Origin of the sequence: Aeromonas sp. s9 (assembly GCF_040907765.1) — a bacterium.
GTDB classification, from domain to species: Bacteria; Pseudomonadota; Gammaproteobacteria; order Enterobacterales; family Aeromonadaceae; genus Aeromonas; species Aeromonas caviae.
The window spans coordinates 37,194-57,882 of the sequence record NZ_JBFOCK010000103.1; the positions used below are offsets into that span (position 1 = coordinate 37,194).

Genomic DNA, 20,689 nt, shown 5'->3' on the forward strand with positions numbered 1-20,689 from the left:
GCTGGTTCAGTTGAACATCCACTATTGCATTCGAGGAACTGCCTGATGAGCATTCACGTCAAGAACAACATCCACTGGGTCGGCCAACGGGACTGGGAGGTACGCGACTTCCACGGCACCGAGTACAAGACCCACAAGGGCACCAGCTACAACAGCTACCTCATCCGCGAAGGGAAAAACGTGCTGATCGATACCGTCGATCACAAGTTCAGCCGGGAGTTCGTGCAGAACCTGGCGGCCGAGATCGATCTCGCCGCCATCGACTATGTGGTGATCAACCACGCCGAGGAGGATCACGCCGGCGCCCTGACCGAGCTGATGACCCGCATTCCCGGCACCCCCATCTACTGCACCCACAACGCCATCGACTCCATCACCGGCCATCATCACCACCCGGAGTGGAACTTCCACCCGGTCAAGACCGGTGACAGCCTGGACATCGGTAACGGCAAGCAGCTGGTGTTCATCGAGACCCCCATGCTGCACTGGCCCGACAGCATGATGACCTACATGACCGAGGATGCTGTGCTGTTCTCCAACGACGCCTTCGGCCAGCACTACTGCGACGAGCACCTGTTCAACGACGAGGTGGACCAGACCGAGCTGATGGAGCAGTGCCAGCGCTACTACGCCAACATCCTTACCCCCTTCAGCCCCCTGGTGACCGCCAAGATCAAGGAGGTGCTCGGCTTCAACCTGCCGGTGAGCATGGTGGCCACCTCCCACGGCATCGTCTGGCGCGAGGACCCCACCCAGATCATCCTGAAATACCTGGAGTGGGCCGACCACTATCAGGAAGACCGCATCACCTTGTTCTACGACTCCATGTCCAACAACACCCGCATGATGGCCGACGCCATCGCCCAGGGCATCCACGAGGTGGACCCCGGCGTGGCGGTGAAGATCTACAACGTGGCCCGCCACGACAAGAACGAGATCCTGACCCAGGTGTTCCGCTCCAAGGGGATACTGGTGGGATCCTCCACCATGAACAACGTCATGATGCCCAAGGTGGCGGGCATGCTCGAGGAGATCACCGGCCTGCGTTTTCGCAACAAGCGTGCCTCGGCCTTCGGCAGCTACGGCTGGACCGGCGGTGCGGTGGACCGGATCCAGACCCGATTGATGGACGCAGGCTTTGACATCAGCATCTCCCTCAAGGCCAAGTGGCGCCCGGATGGCTCGGCGCTGGCCGAATGCCGCGAGCATGGCCGCCAGCTCGCCCGTCAGTGGGCGTTGCACCCGCTGGACGCACCCCGCCCGATCACCACAACCCAGACAACCGTGACGCCCGTCCTCGCGATGCCTGCTGTTGAGCCGCAAGCCGCAGCGGCCGCCGCCGAATGGAACGATGACCAGGCCATGCTCTGCACGGTCTGCCAGTGGGTCTATGACCCGGCCCAGGGCGAGCCGGATCAGCTGGTGGCGCCGGGCACCCCCTGGGCCCAGGTGCCGGACAGTTTCCTCTGCCCCGGCTGCGGCATCGGCAAGGAGGTATTTGAACCCTGCGCCGTGGAGGCCTGTGTATGAGCGCAGCAACGCAGAGTGACGCCGGCATCAGCCGGGAGATAGTGGTGATCGGCAGCGGCTTCGCTGCCCAGCAACTGGTCAAGAGCCTGCGCAAGCTTAACGCCGAGCAGCCCATCCGCCTCATCACCGCCGACAGCGGCGATGAGTACAACAAGCCCGACTTGAGCCACGTGGTGAGTCGGGGCTGCCCTGCCGCAGCCATGACCCGTCAGAGCGGCAGCGATTTTGCCGAGCAGCAGCGCATCGCGCTGCTGCCCCACTGCCCGGTGCATGGCATCGACCCTGCCCGGCGGTTGGTGCTGACCGAGCAGGGGGAATTCCCCTACGGCAAGCTGGTGCTGGCCACCGGGGCGAGCGCGGTGCGCCCCGATCTGCCGGGCAGCGAACACCTGGTCACCCTCAACAGCCAGCAGGAGTACGCCGCCATCGAGGCGCAACTGCGCCAGGCCCGCCGCATCCTGGTGCTGGGGGCGGGGCTCATCGGCTGCGAGCTGGCGATGGACATGGCGAGCGCAGGAAAAGAGGTGACGCTGGTGGATCTGGCCGACAGCCCCTTAAGCGCCCTGCTACCCGCCGCCCTGACCGAGCCGCTGCAACAGGCCCTGCGCAGCCAGGGGGTCAGCCTGCAGTTCGGGACGGGTCTCGCCAGGATAGATGCCCAGCCGGGGGATGGCTGGCGCGTCACCCTGACCGATGGGCGCATCAGCGAGCAGGATCTGGTGATCGCCGCGATCGGCCTGCGGCCGAATCTGGCCCTGGCCCGTGGGGCCGGGCTGGCAGTGGAGCGCGGCATCCTGGTCGATGATCGGCTGCAGACCAGCGATCCCCACATCTTCGCCCTGGGGGATTGCGTGCAGTGGCAAGGTCAGCTGCTCCCCTTCCTGCAACCCATAGTGCTGGGGGCCAATGCGCTGGCGCGCACCCTGCTCGGCACACCGACCCCGCTGGCCCTGCCGCCCATGCTGGTGAAGGTGAAGACGCCGCGCTACCCGCTGCAACTGGCGGGTCGTACCCGGGGTGAAGATCTCGCCTGGCAGTGCCGCTGGAACAGCCACGGCATGGTGGCCGAGGCGCACGGCGAAGATGGCAAGCTGTGCGGCTTCGTGGTGGGGGGCGACCAGATGAGCGCCTCCTTCCCGCTGCTGCGTCAGCTGCCCCGTTGAACCATTAATAGCCGAAGGCCGGGCTGACCCGGCCACTCGAGGAGAACCGATATGGCCATGCAACTGATCCCGTCTCACTGGGTGGTACGCCGTTCCACCCCCTTTTTCACCCGCCAGAACGTGCCCCAGGCCCTGCTCACCCACCACAACACCGCGGCCGGGGTGTTCGGCCAGCTCTGCGTGATGGAGGGAACCGTCACCTATCACGGCTTTGCCGACGAACATGCCGAGGAGCCCGAGGTGAGCCTGGTGATCCGGGCCGGGGAGTTTGCCACCAGCCCGCCCCAGTACTGGCACAGGGTTGAGCTGTCGGAGGATGCCCGCTTCAACATCCACTTCTGGGCCGAGCAGGCCGAATCCGACCAGCCGCTGTTCCACAGCCGCAAATAACGGGGTTTAAGGCTGAGGGGGCGGAGCGGGCAAATGCCCCCTCTGCCCATGCAGATCAAAATCATCAACTCAGATGTTGGTTATCCTGCCCCCTCGATTCGGATGAGCACTGTGAGGGAAGCATGAGCCTGTTGGAAGCCCTGACCATGACCTCGGGTCTGGTCTATCTGGTTCTGTTGTTGTGGCAGGGCCGCAGCGGTTGGGGCTGGACGCTCTCTCTGCTGTTGGCCGCCGCGCTCTGGCTGCTGGTGGCGGATTCGGTACTCTGGCTCGCACTGGGGCTGGTGGGCACGACCCTGGCGCTCTGGCTGCGCTATCGCCCCCTACTCATGCTGGCCCACATAGACAGTCAACGTCTCAGAACGGCCACCAGGCAGCTATTGCTGCTGTGTTGGGTGTTGGTGGCGGTTCAATATGTTGTTCATATCGGACAGTTGGGGCTGGGGATGACCCCCTGGCTGGTGCGCCCCGACGTGGTGGACGGTTTCCTGCCCATCGCAGGTGGTCTCGGGCTGCGGGCCTGGCTCGGGCAGGGGCTGACGGACCCCCATCACCCGGCGGCCACCGTCACCGTGCTGGTGCTCTCCCTGTCGGCCCTGCTGCTGGGTCGGGCGTTCTGCGCCTGGTTCTGCCCGCTCGGGCTGGTGGGGGAGTGGCTGCACGGCCTGCGCTCGCGCCTGTTGCCGGGGGAGTGGACCCCGCCGCGCTGGCTCGATGCCGTGTTGCGCGGCCAGAAGTTTCTGGTGCTCGGTTTTCTGCTCTTCATCATATTGCTGGCGGTACCCGCCGCCGCCCTGTCCGGCTACCTCGCCAGCCCCTACCATCAGGCAGCGGACATGAAGATGGGGGCCTTCTTCTTCAACCTGACCCTGATCTCGGGCCTGTGCCTTGGCTGGGTGCTGCTGCTCACCGCCACCTTTCGGCAAGGGTTCTGTCGCTATCTCTGCCCCTATGGCGCCTGGTTCGCCCTGCTCGGCCTGCTGACCCCATTGCGCATTCGCCGCGACCCGGCCCGCTGCCTGCGAAGCCTGGGCCACGACTGCGACAAGTGCAGCCGGGCCTGCCCCTCGCGCATCCAGGTACACCAGCTTATCGCGGTGCGCAGTCTCGAGTGCACCAGTTGCCAGAGCTGCGTGGCCGCCTGCCCCAAGCGGGCCGATGCCCTGCATCTTGGCACGCAAGGGCAGCGACTCGCCCCCCGCCAACTGCTGGGGCTGCTCTGTCTGTTGCTGCTGGTGTTGCCGCTGCTCTCCTATGGCTTGCTGGATCTCTGGGTCAGCCAGACACCGATCCCTGACCGCTACGAGCTGTTGCAGCGGCTGCCCTGGCTGAGCCACTGAGGGGGGAAAGGGCAAAAGGTGGATGATGGGAGGATCTTTCGGATTGGCGATAATAAGCTGTATAAAAATCCCCCGCCAAATTGTTAGCGCCATCCCACTTTGCTCATATTGCAATTGATCATATAGCGCTCCCCACCATAATGGGTGCTGTTATTTGGCGTTGTTAATTTCAATTGGATGAGCAACAACATGAATATCAAGGTCAGCTATCCCAAGTGGTTTACCCTGGACCATAAGATCGCGTTCTTCTTCCCGCTGTAATTCCCCGCGGCGGCGCAGCATGCCTGCCATGCCACAAGCCCGCCTCCATTCCTGAACTGAAATAGCTGCACCTGTCTTCGCCTGTTTATTCTGGCGAGGCGATGTCGTGCATCCATTTCCCAATATTTCCCACCTGCCGGACATTCTATTTTCGGCGGGGGAAGAGACTCATTTTGAATATTTAAATCTGGGGTGTTTATATTATGGAAAACTTCAAGCATCTGCCCGAACCCTTCCGTATTCGTGTCATCGAGCCGGTCAAGCGCACCACCCGTGCCTATCGGGAAGAGGCCATTGTCCGGGCGGGCATGAACCCCTTCCTGCTGGACAGCGAAGACGTCTTCATCGACCTGCTGACCGACAGCGGCACCGGCGCCATCACTCAGGACATGCAGGCCGCCATGCTGCGCGGTGACGAGGCCTACAGCGGCAGCCGCAGCTACTATGCCCTGCAACAGGCGGTGCAGGAGATCTTCGGCTACTCCCTGACCATCCCCACTCACCAGGGGCGCGGCGCCGAGCAGATTTACATCCCCGTGCTCATCAAGAAGCGGGAGCAGGAGAAGGGGCTGGATCGCAAGAAGATGGTGGCCCTCTCCAACTACTTCTTCGACACCACCCAGGGCCACACCCAGATCAACTGCTGCGTGGCGAAGAACGTCTACACCAGGGAGGCGTTCGATACCTCGGTCACCGCCGACTTCAAAGGCAACTTCGATCTGGTGAAGCTGGAAGAGGCCATCCTGGAGGCGGGCCCCGCCAACGTGCCCTACATCGTCAGCACCATCACCTGCAACTCCGCCGGGGGGCAGCCGGTCTCCATTGCCAACCTGAAGGCGGTGTACGAGATCGCCAGAAAGTACGACATCCCCGTCATCATGGACTCCGCCCGCTTCGCCGAGAACGCCTACTTCATCCAGCAGCGGGAGCCCGGCTACGCGAACTGGACCATCGAGGAGATCACCAGAGAGTCCTACAAGTACGCGGACGGCCTCGCCATGTCGGCGAAGAAGGATGCCATGGTGCAGATGGGGGGGCTGCTGTGCTTCAAGGATGACAGCATGCTGGACGTCTACACCGAGTGCCGCACCCTGTGCGTGGTGCAGGAGGGCTTCCCGACCTATGGCGGCCTGGAAGGGGGCGCCATGGAGCGCCTGGCGGTGGGCCTGCGGGACGGCATGCGCCAGGACTGGCTGGCCTATCGCATCGGCCAGGTGCAGTACCTGGTGGACGGGCTGGAGGCCATCGGCGTGGTGTGCCAGCAGGCAGGGGGCCATGCGGCCTTCGTGGATGCGGGCAAGCTGCTGCCCCACATCCCGGCGGATCAGTTCCCGGCCCACGCCCTGGCCTGCGAGCTCTACAAGGTCGCCGGCATCCGGGCGGTGGAGATAGGTTCCCTGCTGCTGGGGCGCGACCCCGCCACCGGCAAGCAGCACCCCTGCCCGGCGGAGCTGCTGCGCCTGACCATCCCCCGTGCCACCTATACCCAGACCCACATGGACTTTGTCATCGAGGCCTTCGGCGAGGTGAAGAAGAACGCCCACCGGGTGAAGGGGCTGGACTTCATTTACGAGCCGGCCGTGCTGCGCCACTTCACCGCCAGACTGAAAGAGGTCGAGCATAACGACTCGTCAGCCGGCAAGACGCAGAAAAAATTGATAGAAGCATAACGAGTCAGGGGCACAGATTTTTCTGTGCCCTTTTTTTTCACTGCTCTGTGAAAGATTTGGAGTGACACACATGACATCAACACCGTCCGTCATTGGAGGGGCCTGCATCATTGCCAGCGTCTGTGTCGGTGCCGGCATGCTGGGGCTGCCGAGCGCGGGAGCCGGGGCCTGGACCAGCTGGTCAACCCTCGCCATCATTCTTACCATGGTCGTCATGACGGTTTCAGGCTGGATGCTGCTGGAAGCCCTGAAACCCTACGCATTGACTGCCTCCTTCAACTCGGTGACCAAGGATCTGCTCGGTCGCAGGATCAATCTCTTCAACAACCTCACCGTCTATTTCGTGGGCGGCATTTTGCTCTATGCCTACATCACCTCGTCGGGTCTCATCCTGGGCGGCCTGCTGGGCATCAATAGCCAGCTGGCCTCGGTGTTGTTCGTGCTGGTGTTCTCCTGGTTCGTCTGGCATTCGACCCGGGCGGTGGACAGGATTTCGGTCGTCCTGATCGTTTTTATGGTGCTGAGCTTCGTGTTCGGGGTCTCCGGGCTTGCCAGCAAGGTCGACACCGCCAAGCTGTTCAACTCCTTTGCCGAGGAGCTGGGCCGCGCCCCTTACGCCCTGGCCATGTTGCCGGTGGCGCTCACCTCGTTTGGCTACCACCACTCGGTGGCATCGATGCGCGCCTATTACGGCGAGGAGCAGAAAGCCAGGCAGGCGATCCTGGGGGGGACCCTGATCGCCCTGGCGCTCTATCTGCTGTGGCTGCTCAGCATCTTCGGCAACCTGCCTCGTCCCGCCTTCGGCCCCGTCATCGCCAAGGGGGGTGACGTGGATGTGCTGCTGGGGGCGCTGGCCTCGGTGATCGAGTCCAGGCAGGTCTCCCAGGCCATCAACCTCTTCTCCATGGCGGCCATCCTCTCCTCCTTCATCGGGGTGGGGCTCGGGGTGTTCGACTATCTGGCGGATCTGTTCCGGTTCGACAACAGTCGCCGGGGGCGGGCCAAATCCTGGGCGGTGACCTTCCTGCCCCCCCTGGCGCTCTCCCTGATGTTCCCGTTCGGCTTCGTGGTGGCCATCGGCTATGCCGGGGCCGCGGCGACCGTCTGGGCCTGCATCATCCCGGCCCTGCTGGCGAAGAAGTCCCGGGAGCTGGCCCCGGACGAGGCGGGGTTCAAGGCCCCCGGTGGCCAGCCCATGGTGGTGGCCGTCATCGTCTTCGGGGTGCTTACCGCCATCTTCCACCTGATGGCCATGGCGGGTCTGCTGCCCGTCTACACCGGCTGATCCTGGTGTGCTGAACCTGGCCCCATCCCGAACATATTCCACGGATGGGGCGCAGGATCCGGCCCGTTTCCCCCCATTTCCCCTCCGGATTTGATACCCGAAGGCATGCAGGGTAAAGTCCCCCGGCGCCAGCAGTGGCGAACGCAGGAGAAGCACGGCGGTGTGCCGTGACCAGTCGACAATCCGTTTGGGGGAGTAATGGAACAGAAACCATCGTTGGTGGGCGGGGCATGCATCATTGCCGGCGTCTGTGTGGGGGCCGGCATGCTGGGGCTGCCGAGTGCGGGGGCGGGCGCCTGGACCCTCTGGTCCATGCTCGCGGTGGCACTGACCATGGTGGTGATGACGGTCTCCGGCTGGATGCTGCTGGAGTCCTATCGGGGCTATCCCCTGCGCGTCTCCTTCGATACCGTGACCCGGGATCTGCTGGGGGAGAAGGTCAACGCCCTCAACAATCTCAGCGTTTATTTCGTCGGCGGCATCCTGCTCTATGCCTACATCACCTCGGCCGGCCTCATCATCGACGGCATGACGGGGATGGGCAGCCAGTGGGCGTCCGTGCTCTTTACCCTGGCCTTCTCCCTGCTGGTGTGGCACTCCACCCGGGCGGTGGACCGCATCTCGGTGTTGCTGGTGATCCTGATGGGGCTGAGCTTTGCCTTCGGCATCTCGGGCCTGTCGATGAACGTGCGCCTCGATCTGCTGCTCGACCGGGTGGGCAGCGAAGTGAGCTACGCCCCCTATGCCCTGGTGATGCTGCCGGTGGCGCTCACCTCGTTCGGCTACCACCATTCGGTCTCCTCCATGCGCGCCTACTACGGTGAAGAGCGCCGCGCCAGCCGCGCCATTCAGGGGGGCACCCTGATCGCGCTCGCGTTTTACCTCATCTGGCTGGTGAGCGTCTTTGGCAACCTGCCCCGCAGCGAGTTCGGCCCGGTGATCGCGGAGGGGGGCAACGTGGATGCCCTGCTCAAGGCTCTCGGTTCGGTGATCGAGTCCAAGGCGGTGGCCAGCGCCCTCAACGCCTTCTCTATGGCGGCCATCCTCTCCTCCTTCATCGGGGTGGGGCTCGGGGTGTTCGACTACCTGGCGGATCTGTTCAAGTTCGACAACAGCCGGGGTGGCCGCGCCAAGTCCTGGGCGGTGACCTTCCTGCCGCCCCTGGTGCTCTCCTTGCTGTTCCCGTTCGGCTTCCTGGTGGCCATCGGCTATGCGGGCGCCGTGGCGACCCTGTGGACCTGCATCATCCCGCCTCTGCTGGCCTGGAAGGTGCGGGCGGCCCGGCGCGAAGAAGGTGGCGAGGGCTTCCGCGCCCCCGGCGGCCTCTTCATGATCGTCCTGGTGATCCTGTTCGGCGTGCTGACCGCCGCCTTCCACCTGCTCAACATGGTGGACCTGCTGCCCGCCTACAAGGGCTGAGCCGTTACCCGGGTCGCAGTGCCAGCACACAATGACAAAGAAGGAGCCTCATGGGCTCCTTCTTGCTTGTCACACAGGCAATATTGGCATCGGTTACTGAATGCCGACCGACAGGGAGTGGGGGACCTTGGCGCCTTTACGGGCGGTGGCGCGCATCTGGTAGACCTGGATCAGGTACTTGCCCGACTTGGGCAGGGTGCCTTGCCATTTTGTGTCCACGTTGCCGCCGCCCAGTGCCTCGGCCTGACCCGGGATGGCGCCCGGTGCGAAGACGTTGAAGTTGGCATTGGTGCTGCCGGTGATGGCGACCGTCATGGTCTGGCCTTCTTTGGCGCCCAGGGTGTAGTTGATGGTGTCATAACCGGAGAAGGTGCCGTCAACCTTGGCGCTGTGCGCGCCTTTGGCGAAGTGCACCGGCACCGTGGTCACCTTGTCTGCCGCCTGAACCGAGGCCGCCATCATCATGGCCAGCAAGGCGGCCGTTACTGCTTTTTTCATTATGCATTGCTCCTGTGATCGGGCCCTGGCACGGGCCTCGAGGGGAAGATATGCCTGAACGATGACGCGACTCCATCGAAATGATGAGGCGGTCGGAGCGGGGGATGTTGCAAGATTTGGGGTATGCACAGACGGACATGGTGCCTTTTGGCCGCAAGCCAGATGAACACAAGGTCGATGGGGTTTTATATGGCGAGTTCCCTGTTACAGGGGGCGTTTTTGTCAACGTGGTGTTGACGAACAGGGTGCCCGCTGCGGCCATGACTCTGCGACAGAATTGATCGCCCCGGGTCTCCTGCATGGTCAGGGCGCGGGAGGGCGTGCGGAAAAAGAGGACGTTAAGGTTGGCTGGTGCCCTCAGCCGCCATGGCCTGCTGCTCATAGCGCGCCACCGTGCCGTCCTGTTTCATTTGCCGGATCACGCTGGCAAGGGGGGCCAGCAGATCCTGATGCCGTTCGTGCAGATAGACGTAAGAATCGGCCAGCTCCATCACCCCGGCGGAGTAGATGCCGGCATAGCCCGGGTCCTGGCGCGTCAGGGCGGCCAGGGCCTGGCTGGCAATCAGGGTCTGCTCCACATAGAGGTCACTGCGCCCCTTGAGCAGCTTGCCCATCCCCTGCTCGGCGGTGGCGATGGCAAAGAGCCGGTTCGGTGCCACCACCTTGCCCAGCATCATCTCCGGCAGCTTGGCGCCACGGCGAAACTCGACCCGATAACCGGTGCCCTGCAGGCTGTGCCACCCCTGCAGCTGGATCCCGGGCTGGTGGGCATAGGCCTGATAGGAGACGGCGAAATGGGGCTCGGGCACGCGCTGGAGGGTGCGGGTCTGCTGCTGGTAGCTGGCGGCGCGGTGGATCTCGCCATCGACCTGTCCCTGCTCTGCCAGCAGGGGGGCCCGTCCCCCGGGGTAGCCCTGGTACTGGAAGTCATAGCCCAGGCGGGCGAACGCATCCCGATAGATGAGATCGAGCCAGCGACCATAGGGGGACTCCCTGGTTTCAAGGGAGCTTACTAGTGTGATGTTGCCCCTGCCTTGCGCCCCCCATACCTGGAAGGCCAGCAGCAAGAGCAGTGAAAGAGCGAAGAAGCGGTATCCTGAAACCTGCGCCATGGTGTCCCTGTCAGAGCGGTGGTTGCAAAGGGTGACAGTCCTATCCTAGCCCAGGGGGTTGCCCGGTCCAGCGCTTTCTGCCGTCCGCCCGTGGATACCCTCCGGGCCGCCTTGCCCGAATGAACGACAACAAAGGGAGATAGCCAGCGCCGCTCACAGGCTGGCGAAATCCACCTCGGGCAGGGTTTCGAAGCCGGGGCGGGCAAACAGATAGCCCTGCATCAGGCTGACGCCCATCTCCCGCAGGCAGGCCATCTCTTCGCGGGTTTCGATCCCCTCTGCCAGCGGGGTGATCTGCAACTCCGTAAACAGCGCCAGACAGTGGCGAACGATGGCCTGACGGATCGGGTCCTGGTCGATGCCGCGCAGCAGGTGCATGTCGAGTTTGATGATGTCGGGGCGAAAATCGGCCAGCAGACTCAGGCCCGAGTAACCGGCGCCAAAGTCGTCGATCGCCGTCTTGAAGCCCAGGGCCTGATAGTGATCGACGATGCCGCGAATATGGCGGTTGTCCTGCACCTGTTCCACCTCGGTGAACTCGAACATGATCTGCTCGATGGGAAAGAGATGCTCGCGGGCCGCCTGCAACGTGGTGCGGATGCAGCGCTCCGGGCGATAGACCGCATTGGGCAGGAAGTTGATGCTCAGCATGCCCCGCATGTCGAGGCGGGCGGCCAGCGCGATGGCCTTGATCCGGCACAGCTGATCGAAGCGGTAGCGGTTGTCGTCGTTGACCCGGTCAATCACGCTCTGCGCCGACTCGTTGTTGAGCCCCCGCACCAGGGCCTCATAGCCGAAGAGGGTGCGCTGGCTGCAATCGACGATGGGCTGGAAGGCCATGGTGAAATCGAAGCCGAGATCCACCTGCTCATGACACTGCTGGCAGAGGGTGGAGGACGGGGCGGCAGGTATGTCCATGACGTTCCTTTCAAGGCGTGGGGTCGCGAGAGATTGCCTCAAAGGATAACAGCTCCTCTCTCGCCGGCAGAGGTTATTCCTTGGGGCTGGCGGGTATCGGGTAGAGGATTGTGTGGCAAAGTCGGGGCCATGATGGATTCGACAATGACCGATCAATACCAAGCAGCATACTCCGTAGGCCTCCGTCGCCCCGCAGGTTCGATTAGCGCAGCGTAATCGGACGAACGAGAGGTTTTGATTGCGGTTGTTGCCATGAAACAGGGTGGCCAGCCGGAGGGGAAAATTCGGCTGGCCGTTATGGCGGGAGAATTGATTTACGCGAACGTCCGATTACGCCTGACGGCTAATCGAACCTACGAACTGACATTGTTAGCTAATGCCAATTACGGACATCATGTTTGAAAATTTGCTTGATGAGAAAGTTGCATTCATAATGCTCATGCTTTTTTCATCTGAATAAACATTTAAACCAAAGGGTTTTAAATTTAATTTATTAACTGTAACACTTCCATTCTTTTCTTTTTCACAGTCAATTATCACGCCATCTGGCGTAGTTACTTTAACTCTATTTCCGCTTTTAATTACAAGAACAGATGGGTTTGTAGAGAAATTATCTTTTACCAATGGATACCACTCTGAACCATCTTGTTTGGCTGGTATATTAATCCATATCCTGGGAATCTTGCCATCCCCTATTAATATGGGAGCGAATCCTTTGAAATCTATCAAAGTATTAACATTGGATATGATGTTGCTACCGATATAAATACTACTCGGTGCCTTATAGTTGGTGGGAAGAGAATTAATCTTCATTGCCATTCTCCCTTAGTAACATGTAGTTTTCTTTTTTTGTTATTGATGAAGTGCTCTTCTATCGCGTTTAGTAAATCTTCCTTTTCTTTGTCTTCATTAGATTTAACGAAACGCTTTGTTACTAGGCAAATAAATAAGCCAATGACTAGCGATATTATTTCCCATCCAGCTAGTTGAGGGTCTTCTTTAGCTACTAAGGAGGCTACGGCTTTTCCAATGATCGATATTAGTAGGCCTATACTAGCACCTGCGAACAAATTAAAATACATTTCTGTGTTATCAGGCTTTTTTATGATGCTAAATTCATATCTAGTTAAATCGTATGGCATTTCAGCGATATAACGTGTGGGCTCACTTTCTATAAAACCTTCCATTATTAACGGCTTGTCGAATATCTCGCCAGAAAAATGCTTTGATGCGACATTCTTAGAGTCTTTAGGCAATTTAGGTTCCTTTATCCTATTGATAATGACTCATGTCATAAAAATACTAACCTTATCACACAGAGATTCTTGTATTGAACCTATCTGTAAAAAAATGGCGCCTATGGCGCCATTTTGGGGTAATACAGGCAATCTTCGTTACTGCAGCAGGGAGATATCCGCGACTTGCAGGAACAGGTTGCGCAGGTTGTTCAGCAGTGCCAGACGGTTGGCCTTGAGGGCTTCGTCGTCGGCCATCACCATCACCTCGTTGAAGAAGGTGTCGACCGGCTCGCGCAGGGCGGCCAGACGGGTGAGGGCGGCCTGATAGTCACCGGCGGCGAACAGCGGGGCCAGTTCGGCTTGCAGTTCGGCAACCTGGGTGGCCAGCGCCTTCTCGGCGGCATCGACCAGCAGTTCCGGTTTGACGGTCGTGGGCAGTGGAACCTCGACCTTGGCCAGAATGTTGCTCACGCGCTTGTTGGCGGCAGCCAGTGCCAGTGCTGCATCCAGCGTGCGGAAGTGGCTGACGGCCTTGACGCGGCGATCGAAGTCGAGCGGACGGGTCGGGCGGCGGGCCAGTACGGCCAGCACCACGTCGGCACCGATGCCTTCATCCTGATAGGCGGCGCGGAAGCGGCCCAGCATGAAGTCGACCACGTCGGTAACGACGGTCTTGTTGGTCAGCTTGTCGCCGTAGACGCGTACCGCTTCTTCAACCAGTTCAACCAGATCCAGATCCAGTTGCTTCTCGGTCATGATGCGCAGGGCACCGATGGCGGCGCGACGCAGAGCGAACGGGTCTTTATCACCCTTCGGCAGCATGCCGATGCCGAAGATACCGGCCAGGGTGTCGAACTTGTCGGCCAGCGCGACGGCGCAGGCAACCAGACCGGACGGCAGGGCATCGCCGGCAAAGCGCGGCATGTACTGCTCGTTGAGGGCCACGGCCACTGCTTCATCTTCGCCATCGTGACGGGCGTAGTGCATCCCCATGACACCCTGGGTGTCGGTGAACTCGCCGACCATGTTGGTCATCAGATCACACTTGGAGAGCAGACCGGCACGCTTGGCCTGAGCCACATCGGCGCCGATACGCTCGGCGATAAAGCCGGCGACGGTCTCGATGCGCTCGACCTTGGCCTTGACGGTGCCCAGCTGTTGCTGGAACAGCACGGTTTCAAGGCGCGGCAGGCGGGAGGCCAGGGTCTGTTTGAGGTCGGTCTTGAAGAAGAACTCGGCGTCAGAGAGACGGGGGCGAACCACCTTCTCGTTGCCGCTGATGATCTGGCTTGGGTCTTTGGACTCGATGTTGGTGACGAAGATGAACTTCGGCAGCAGCTTGCCGTTCTTGTCGTAGACCGGGAAGTACTTCTGGTCACCCTTCATGGTGTGAACCAGCGCCTCGGCCGGCACGGCCAGGAACTTCTCTTCGAAGTTGGCGGTCAGCACCACAGGCCACTCGACCAGTGCGGTCACTTCTTCCAGCAGGGCGTCGTCCAGATCGGCCACGCCACCGAAGGCGGCAGCGGCCGCTTCGACGTCAGCCTTGATCTTGGCCTTGCGCGCCATAAAGTCGGCAATCACCATGCCGCGCTCCTGCAGGATCTGCGGGTACTGGCTGGCGTTTTCGATGGTGAATTCGCTCTCGCCCATAAAGCGGTGGCCGCGAAGGGTGCGGGCAGAGTCGATACCCAGAATGTGGGCGGGGACCAGATCCCCATCCAGCAGCAGGGTCACGGTGAAGACCGGACGCACGAACTGGATGGTCTTGTCGCCCCAGCGCATCATCTTCGGGATCGGCAGTTTGGCCAGTGCCTGGCTAACCAGCTCGCCCAACAGTTCTTTGGCTGGACGGCCTTCGACCTTGGCGGTGTGAACCAGCCATTCGCCCTTGTCGGTGACCAGACGCTCGGCCTGCTCGACTGTGATGCCGTTGCCACGGGCCCAGCCTTCGGCAGCCTTGGTCGGCTTGCCTTCGGCATCGAACGCCTGAGCCACGGCCGGGCCGCGCTTCTCGACGCTCTTGCTCGGCTGTTCGCCAGCCAGCTCGCTTACCTTCAGCGCCAGACGGCGCGGTGAGGCAAACCACTCGACGTCGCCGAAGGCCAGATCGGCCTTGGTCAGTTCGGCTTTGAAGTTGTCGGCAAAGGCTTCGGCCAGGGAGCGCAGGGCTTTGGGCGGCAGCTCAGCAGTACCGATCTCTACCAGAAATGTATGTTGTGCCATGTCCGTTCCTTAACCTTGCTTGTTCTCTGTGCGCTGACACATGGGGAAACCCAGCGCTTCGCGGGAGGCGTAGTATGCCTCTGCCACGGCCTTGGTCAGGGTACGAATGCGCAGGATGTAGCGCTGACGTTCGGTGACCGAGATGGCCTTGCGGGCATCCAGCAGGTTGAAGGAGTGAGCGGCTTTGAGGATGCGCTCGTAGGCAGGCAGCGGCAGCGGTTTTTCCAGTGCCAGCAGATTCTGGGCTTCCTTCTCGTACTGCTCGAAGCAGTGGAACAGGAACTCCACATCGGCGTGTTCGAAGTTGTAGGTGGATTGCTCCACTTCGTTCTGGTGGAACACGTCGCCGTAGGTGGTCTTGCCCAGCGGGCCGTCAGACCAGACCAGATCGTAGACGCTGTCCACGCCCTGGATGTACATGGCCAGACGCTCGAGACCGTAGGTGATCTCGCCGGTGACCGGCTTGCACTCGAGGCCGCCAACCTGCTGGAAGTAGGTGAACTGGGTCACTTCCATGCCGTTCAGCCACACTTCCCAGCCCAGACCCCAGGCACCCAGGGTCGGGTTTTCCCAGTTGTCTTCCACGAAGCGGATGTCGTGGATTTCAGGATCCATGCCCAGCTCTTTCAGGGAGCCCAGATAGAGTTCCTGAATGTTGTCGGGGGAAGGCTTGATGATCACCTGGAACTGGTAGTAGTGCTGCAGGCGGTTCGGGTTTTCACCGTAGCGGCCGTCAGTCGGACGGCGGGACGGTTGCACGTAAGCGCAGGCGATGGGCTCCGGGCCCAGGGCACGCAGACAGGTCATGGGGTGGGAAGTACCGGCACCCACTTCCATATCCAGCGGCTGAATGATGGTACAGCCCTGGCGGGACCAATAGTCCTGCAACTGCAGGATCAGGCCCTGAAAGGTTTTGACATCGAATTTTTGCATAATTTTTTTCGCGCGAAATGAAATCAGAGCAAGATTTGCTGAATGTGAACCGAGGGAGTATACCGTCTGGCATGGTCGGATAATAGGCGAAATTACAGGGGATTAGTGGGGCTATGTTGCCGCTTGCCCTATGATGTCGCCGACGCAAGCGGCCTGCCGATGGCCGATGAAAAACAGGGGAGAGGAAATGGAACTGCGCTGCGCCTGGGTGACCAGAGACCCGGAATACATCGAATACCATGACAAGCAGTGGGGCAGGCCGGTGTATGACGGCCGCGAGCTGTTTGCCAAGCTCTGCCTCGATGGCCAACAGGCGGGGCTGTCGTGGATCACCATCCTCAAGCGCACCGAGAGCTACCATCGCGCCTATGCGGATTTTGACCCGGTGCGCATCGTGCAGTTCGACGACCAGGACGTGGCGCGGCTGATGCAGGATACCGGCATCATCCGCAACCGGCTCAAGGTGCAATCGATCATCAAAAACGCCCGCGCCTATCTGGCGCTGGAGGCGGAAGGCATCGACTTCGTCGAGTATCTGTGGGGCTTCGTGGGCGGCGCCCCCATCGTCCACCAGCGTCAGGGCAACGGCGACATTCCGGCGACCTCACCAGAGTCGGATGCCATGTCCAAGGCCCTCAAGAAGCGCGGCTTCACCTTCGTCGGCAGCACCATCTGCTACGCCTTCATGCAGGCGGTGGGCATGGTGAACGATCATCTGGTGACCTGCCCTTGCCACGCCGAGTGCCAGCAAGCAGCGGCGACGTGAAGGGGAAATGCACGAAGAAGGGAGGCTCAAGCCTCCCTTCTTTTTTGCTCTGAATCAGCAGGGCTCAAGGGGGCGGCCGAGCACCTCGCACACCTCGTCGCTGCTCATCAGCCGCACGAAGGGGCCGGCCAGGGTGGCGTTGTGATGGGCGATGATCTGGGGGGCGGTCAGTTGCGGCGTGTCCATGCAGGTATGGGCATCGCTCACCAACACCACGGTGTAGCCGAGATCTGCCGCCGCCCGGCAGGTGGTGTCGATGCAGTACTGGGTCTTCATGCCGGTGATGATCAGGGTCTGCACGCCGTCCTCTTTCAGCCAGCCATCGAGGCCGGTGCCATGGAAAGCGCTGGGGCGCTGCTTGTCGAACACCCGATCGGCCTCGCCGACGACCAGCTCAGGCGCAAGCTGCCAGAACGGACTGCCAGCGGCGATGGGGCTGCCGGCTGAGCCCGTGTGGCGCACCGCCAGCACGGGGAGAGCGGCACTGCGGGCCGCTTGGCCCAAGCGATTGATGTTGGCCAGGGTCTCGGCCCCGGCATGGGGGGCTTCCGGGCCGTGAAGGAGGCCCACCTGGATGTCGATGATGAGCAGCGCGGGGCGGGAAAGGGACGACATGGTCATGGCTCCGTGAGAAATGTCACCCACTCTGGGGCCATGGGCTCTAATGAGACAACCCGCATCTGGGGGACAACCACTCCAGACCCCGGGAGCATGTTCCGTTGCGCCGGGCCGGGAGCCTTTTCGCCCCTTGGTACAGCCGGGATACAGTCACACGGGTTCACCATCGGGAGCGCCATCACGAGGGAGTCCCGTGTCACTGAGCGCCGTTTGCCCTCTCTTCCCCGGCCTGATCGGCTGCACCCTGGGGATGACGTCGCTCGTCAGGGTAAACACGAGGGGAAGCCGGCCCTGTGCAAGAAGGTCCGAGGCTGCACAGACGACGCCCCCGAGGGCCGAGTTGGCGCTACCGGGATCTTGCCCCTCCCCTATCATTGAAAGACGCCGGACCGGTTCAGGTTGTCTGGCGAAGGAGCCATCATGAAGAAGTCCGTATTGGCGCTGCTTGCCGCCACCGCCTTGCTGGCCGCCCTGCCTGCACAGGCCACCAAGCAGGCCCAGGAGCGCCGTGACGCCCGCGATGTGCGTCAGGATACCCGTCAGGAGTCCCGTGACGCGAAACAGGCGTGTCGTGAGGGGGTGGTGGGCAATGCCGACTGCCGCCAGGAGCATCGTGACAACAAGCAGGAGGGGCGAGACAAGGCCCGGGATATCAAATATTGATGCGGGCCCGTCCGAAGATGGCCTGCACCGGGTAAGTCGCAAGGGGCAGGGGGCGTTTTGCCCCCTGCCCATCTTCGCAATGCGCGCGTCACACTCTGGCGCCTCTCTGGGTTAGAATGCGCGGCTATCGGCTAGAGTCGTTCTTTTTCAGAGGTTTTTTCATGCATTTCAAGAAACTGGTTCCTGCACTTGCCCTGACCGTCGCCATCACTGGCTGTACCACCAACCCCTATACCGGTGAATCCCAGACCTCCAAGGGCGCCTGGGGCGCGTTGGCGGGTGCGGCGACCGGCGCAGCCGTGGGGGCGCTCTCCTCCAGCAAGGGCGACCGCAAAAAGGGCATCCTGACTGGCGTCGCCGCCGGTGCGGCCCTGGGTGGTGGTATCGGTTACTACATGGATGTGCAGGAAGCCAAGCTGCGCGAGAAGCTGCAAGGCACCGGCGTCAGCGTGACCCGCAACGGTGATCAGCTGATCCTCAACATGCCGAACAACGTCACCTTCGACAGCTCCAGCGCCCAGCTGAAAGCCGCCGGTGCCAACACCCTGTCCGGCGTGGCCCTGGTGGTTGCCGAGTTCGACAAGACCCGTCTGAACGTGGTCGGTCACACCGACAGCACCGGCTCCCGCGAGCTGAACATGAAGCTCTCCCGGGATCGCGCCGATGCCGTTGCCGCCCAGCTGATCGGCCAGGGCGTGTCCGGCAGCCGCATCGCCATCAGTGGTGTGGGCCCGGATCAGCCGGTGGCCAGCAACAGCACCGCCGAAGGCAAGGCCCAGAACCGTCGGGTGACCATCACCCTGACCCCGACCGCCTAAGCGGTCCGGTTCGATGCCATGAAAAAGGCCCCGCCAGCGATGGCGGGGCCTTTTGTTATTCGGCGTTGTGGGCAGTGGCGCCTTGTTCTTTGCTCCCTTCTCCCCTTGCGGGAGAAGGGTCGGGGATGAGGGGATAACCGCCTCTTAGACAGCCGCAGTCAGCTGCACTTCCACCTTGTAGCCTTCGTGGGCGAGACGGGCCTGTACACAGGCGCGCACGGGGGCGGTGTCTGCATCAGGGGAGCCAGGCATCCAGCTTTGTTTAGACAGCCGCAGTCAGCTGCACTTCCACCTTGTAGCCTTCGTGGGCGAGACGGGCCTGCACGCAGGCACGAACGGGGGCGGTGTCTGCATCAGGGGAGCCAGGCATCCCGCTTTGTTTAGACCGCCGCAGTCAGCTGCACTTCTACCCTGTAGCCTTCGTGGGCCAGACGGGCCTGTACACAGGCGCGCACGGGGGCGGTGTCTGCATCAGGGGAGCCAGGCATCCCGCTTCGTTTAGACAGCGGCAGTGAGCTGTACTTCCACCCTGTAGCCTTCGTGGGCCAGACGGGCCTGTACGCAGGCGCGGACCGGGGCTGTGCCTGCCGGGATCCAGGCATCCCACAGCGCGTTGAAGGCGGCGATGTCTTCAATGTCCTTGAGATAGATGTTGGCCATCAGGATCCTGTCGACGCCGGAACCGTTGGCTTCCAGCAGACGCTGCAGGCTTTCCAGCACTTCACGGGTCTGCTGGTGGATGTCGGCGGTGTCGGTGGCGGGCACTTCCACCACGTAGAGGGTGCCGTTGTGGATGACCACATCAGACCAGCGCTGGGTGGTCCCGATACGGGTAATGGTTGTCATGTTTGCTCCGGTACGGGGTTATTGACCCTTGCGGATCAGATAGCGATAGGGGGCCTGCTCTGTCTCGCTGGCGACCAGGGTGTGGTCCATGAAGCGGCAGAAGCTGGGAATGTCGCGGGTGGTGGAGGGGTCGTCGGCGCTGACCAGCAGGGTCTCCCCATCCGCCATCAGCCGCACTTTCTTGCGAACCATCATCACGGGTTCGGGGCAACGAAGCCCGATTGCGTCCAGCTCGTGGGTCGCATTGCAAAATTCAGTACTCATGAATAATCAACCTTCAGCCGCACCATCTTGCGCGCCATCGTCATCACGGGTTCGGGGCAACGAAGCCCGATTGCGTCCAGCTCGTGGGTCGCATTGCAGAATTCAGTACTCATGAATAATCAACCTTCAGCCGCACCTTCTTGCGCGCTATCGTCACGGGTTCGGGGCAACGAAGCCCGATTGCGTCCAACTCGTGTGTTGCGTCGCAGAATAAAGCACTCATCAATAATCAACCTTCAGCCGCACCTTCTTGCGCGCCATCGTCACGGGTTCGGGGCAACGAAGCCCGATTGCGTCCAACTCGTGCGTTGCGTCGCAGAATAAAGCACTCATCAATAATCAACCTTCAACCAATTCGGCCAGCAATGATACTCACGGCGAAAAAATAATCAAACCACGGGGCGGTTATGCAGCATATGCTACCAAAATGTGAACCGGCTCTACCCAGGCTTCGCTCGATGAGTAATATAAAAATTGAACCATATTCAACAAGGAGGTGTGAATATGCAGGTCTCCTACGGCAGATTGCAAGCCTACGCAGGCATGGGGTTCTTGTCGTTCGCCATGATAGTGCTGGGCAGCCCGATCGGTAATACCGGTACCTGGTTCGGCTCCATGGTGATGATAGGGCTGGGGCTCTGGATCGAGCTCAGTGACTACTACGACGAGGATGAGGACGAGAACGATCCCTCCTGAGAGCCTGGCTCTCGGCACTCAAAGGCGGACGATGT

General features: G+C 61.4%; 24 protein-coding genes and 4 pseudogenes. 13 read left to right on the forward strand and 15 right to left on the reverse strand.

All coding sequences use genetic code 11. From position 1 onward, the window contains the following. Positions 1–45: 45 nt before the first annotated feature. From norV to AB5Y54_RS19915, 8 genes are all read left to right on the forward strand, one after another. Positions 46–1,530: an anaerobic nitric oxide reductase flavorubredoxin gene (gene norV / locus AB5Y54_RS19880; RefSeq protein WP_368154225.1), complete on the forward strand. Its 1,485-nt coding sequence runs from the start codon at positions 46–48 to the stop codon at positions 1,528–1,530. Then, a complete protein-coding gene (gene norW / locus AB5Y54_RS19885) occupies positions 1,527–2,693 on the forward strand; it encodes an NADH:flavorubredoxin reductase NorW (RefSeq protein WP_368154226.1) in 1,167 nt (388 codons plus the stop codon). The genes norV and norW overlap by 4 nt, the downstream gene beginning before the upstream one ends. Positions 2,694–2,744: 51 nt before the next feature. Further along, positions 2,745–3,083, forward strand: coding sequence for a DUF1971 domain-containing protein (locus tag AB5Y54_RS19890; RefSeq protein WP_109112737.1), 339 nt, complete (start codon positions 2,745–2,747; stop codon positions 3,081–3,083). 122 nt (positions 3,084–3,205) lie between these two features. Further along, the gene (locus tag AB5Y54_RS19895) at positions 3,206–4,423 is read left to right on the forward strand and encodes a 4Fe-4S binding protein (RefSeq protein ID WP_368154227.1); all 1,218 of its coding nucleotides are present in this window, start codon (positions 3,206–3,208) and stop codon (positions 4,421–4,423) included. Between the two features lie 189 nt (positions 4,424–4,612). Beyond that, on the forward strand, positions 4,613–4,684 hold the full coding sequence (tnaC, locus tag AB5Y54_RS19900) for a tryptophanase leader peptide (protein WP_223302601.1): 72 nt from the start codon (positions 4,613–4,615) through the stop codon (positions 4,682–4,684). A 203-nt stretch (positions 4,685–4,887) separates the two neighbouring features. Beyond that, entirely contained in the window at positions 4,888–6,354 is a 1,467-nt protein-coding gene (gene tnaA / locus AB5Y54_RS19905; RefSeq protein WP_049636370.1) for a tryptophanase, read from the forward strand. 70 nt (positions 6,355–6,424) lie between these two features. Next, complete coding sequence (locus AB5Y54_RS19910) at positions 6,425–7,639, forward strand: aromatic amino acid transporter (protein WP_045522579.1); 1,215 nt, start codon at positions 6,425–6,427, stop codon at positions 7,637–7,639. A gap of 198 nt (positions 7,640–7,837) precedes the next feature. After that, positions 7,838–9,058: an aromatic amino acid transporter gene (locus AB5Y54_RS19915; protein WP_161470667.1), complete on the forward strand. Its 1,221-nt coding sequence runs from the start codon at positions 7,838–7,840 to the stop codon at positions 9,056–9,058. A gap of 93 nt (positions 9,059–9,151) precedes the next feature. Here the strand turns inward: AB5Y54_RS19915 and AB5Y54_RS19920 are convergent, their stop codons facing one another. Further along, entirely contained in the window at positions 9,152–9,556 is a 405-nt protein-coding gene (locus AB5Y54_RS19920) for a hypothetical protein (protein WP_010672394.1), read from the reverse strand. A 104-nt stretch (positions 9,557–9,660) separates the two neighbouring features. On the opposite strand from AB5Y54_RS19920, the gene AB5Y54_RS19925 reads away from it, so the two are divergent. Next, positions 9,661–9,837, forward strand: a complete 177-nt coding sequence (locus AB5Y54_RS19925) for a hypothetical protein (protein WP_368154228.1) — start codon at positions 9,661–9,663, stop codon at positions 9,835–9,837. Positions 9,838–9,894: 57 nt separating this feature from the next. Here AB5Y54_RS19925 and AB5Y54_RS19930 read toward each other — a convergent pair whose 3' ends face one another. The 6 genes from AB5Y54_RS19930 to glyQ form a co-directional block, all read right to left on the reverse strand. Further along, the gene (locus tag AB5Y54_RS19930; protein ID WP_161470665.1) at positions 9,895–10,668 is read right to left on the reverse strand and encodes a transporter substrate-binding domain-containing protein; all 774 of its coding nucleotides are present in this window, start codon (positions 10,666–10,668) and stop codon (positions 9,895–9,897) included. Positions 10,669–10,821: 153 nt separating this feature from the next. Continuing rightward, on the reverse strand, positions 10,822–11,586 hold the full coding sequence (locus tag AB5Y54_RS19935) for an EAL domain-containing protein (RefSeq protein WP_368154229.1): 765 nt from the start codon (positions 11,584–11,586) through the stop codon (positions 10,822–10,824). A 369-nt stretch (positions 11,587–11,955) separates the two neighbouring features. Next, positions 11,956–12,399: a hypothetical protein gene (locus tag AB5Y54_RS19940; protein ID WP_152952594.1), complete on the reverse strand. Its 444-nt coding sequence runs from the start codon at positions 12,397–12,399 to the stop codon at positions 11,956–11,958. Then, complete coding sequence (locus AB5Y54_RS19945; RefSeq protein ID WP_053288903.1) at positions 12,396–12,842, reverse strand: hypothetical protein; 447 nt, start codon at positions 12,840–12,842, stop codon at positions 12,396–12,398. The genes AB5Y54_RS19940 and AB5Y54_RS19945 overlap by 4 nt, the downstream gene beginning before the upstream one ends. 138 nt (positions 12,843–12,980) lie before the next feature. After that, positions 12,981–15,050, reverse strand: a complete 2,070-nt coding sequence (gene glyS, locus AB5Y54_RS19950) for a glycine--tRNA ligase subunit beta (protein WP_161470663.1) — start codon at positions 15,048–15,050, stop codon at positions 12,981–12,983. 9 nt (positions 15,051–15,059) lie between these two features. After that, positions 15,060–15,983 (reverse strand): glycine--tRNA ligase subunit alpha, encoded by a 924-nt coding sequence (gene glyQ, locus AB5Y54_RS19955; RefSeq protein ID WP_041212022.1) that lies wholly within the window; start codon positions 15,981–15,983, stop codon positions 15,060–15,062. A gap of 187 nt (positions 15,984–16,170) precedes the next feature. Here glyQ and AB5Y54_RS19960 point away from each other — a divergent pair, with 187 nt between their 5' ends. Beyond that, the gene (locus AB5Y54_RS19960) at positions 16,171–16,749 is read left to right on the forward strand and encodes a DNA-3-methyladenine glycosylase I (RefSeq protein WP_161470662.1); all 579 of its coding nucleotides are present in this window, start codon (positions 16,171–16,173) and stop codon (positions 16,747–16,749) included. A 54-nt stretch (positions 16,750–16,803) separates the two neighbouring features. Here the strand turns inward: AB5Y54_RS19960 and AB5Y54_RS19965 are convergent, their stop codons facing one another. Next, positions 16,804–17,364 (reverse strand): cysteine hydrolase family protein, encoded by a 561-nt coding sequence (locus tag AB5Y54_RS19965; protein WP_080988601.1) that lies wholly within the window; start codon positions 17,362–17,364, stop codon positions 16,804–16,806. A gap of 423 nt (positions 17,365–17,787) precedes the next feature. Between AB5Y54_RS19965 and AB5Y54_RS19970 the strand changes: the two genes are divergently transcribed. Both AB5Y54_RS19970 and AB5Y54_RS19975 read left to right on the forward strand, forming a co-directional pair. Next, positions 17,788–18,030, forward strand: a complete 243-nt coding sequence (locus tag AB5Y54_RS19970; protein ID WP_043156027.1) for a hypothetical protein — start codon at positions 17,788–17,790, stop codon at positions 18,028–18,030. 161 nt (positions 18,031–18,191) lie between these two features. Beyond that, positions 18,192–18,848, forward strand: coding sequence for an OmpA family lipoprotein (locus AB5Y54_RS19975; RefSeq protein ID WP_010672405.1), 657 nt, complete (start codon positions 18,192–18,194; stop codon positions 18,846–18,848). 144 nt (positions 18,849–18,992) lie between these two features. Here AB5Y54_RS19975 and AB5Y54_RS19980 read toward each other — a convergent pair whose 3' ends face one another. From AB5Y54_RS19980 to AB5Y54_RS20010, 7 genes and pseudogenes are all read right to left on the reverse strand, one after another. Further along, positions 18,993–19,100, reverse strand: coding sequence for an endoribonuclease L-PSP (locus AB5Y54_RS19980; protein WP_010672406.1), 108 nt, complete (start codon positions 19,098–19,100; stop codon positions 18,993–18,995). A gap of 10 nt (positions 19,101–19,110) precedes the next feature. After that, positions 19,111–19,200 (reverse strand): annotated as a pseudogene (locus AB5Y54_RS19985) (endoribonuclease L-PSP); the annotation flags it as partial. Positions 19,201–19,228: 28 nt separating this feature from the next. Then, positions 19,229–19,318: pseudogene (locus AB5Y54_RS19990) on the reverse strand (endoribonuclease L-PSP); the annotation flags it as partial. A 28-nt stretch (positions 19,319–19,346) separates the two neighbouring features. Then, the gene (locus AB5Y54_RS19995; RefSeq protein ID WP_049636378.1) at positions 19,347–19,694 is read right to left on the reverse strand and encodes a RidA family protein; all 348 of its coding nucleotides are present in this window, start codon (positions 19,692–19,694) and stop codon (positions 19,347–19,349) included. Between the two features lie 18 nt (positions 19,695–19,712). Continuing rightward, positions 19,713–19,958, reverse strand: a complete 246-nt coding sequence (gene tusA, locus AB5Y54_RS20000) for a sulfurtransferase TusA (RefSeq protein ID WP_041214136.1) — start codon at positions 19,956–19,958, stop codon at positions 19,713–19,715. A gap of 127 nt (positions 19,959–20,085) precedes the next feature. Beyond that, positions 20,086–20,181: pseudogene (locus AB5Y54_RS20005) on the reverse strand (sulfurtransferase TusA); the annotation flags it as partial. A 14-nt stretch (positions 20,182–20,195) separates the two neighbouring features. Further along, a pseudogene (locus AB5Y54_RS20010) lies at positions 20,196–20,291 on the reverse strand (sulfurtransferase TusA); the annotation flags it as partial. A gap of 171 nt (positions 20,292–20,462) precedes the next feature. Between AB5Y54_RS20010 and AB5Y54_RS20015 the strand changes: the two are divergent. Continuing rightward, a complete protein-coding gene (locus AB5Y54_RS20015) occupies positions 20,463–20,654 on the forward strand; it encodes a hypothetical protein (RefSeq protein WP_010672410.1) in 192 nt (63 codons plus the stop codon). The last annotated feature ends 35 nt before the right edge of the window (positions 20,655–20,689 follow it).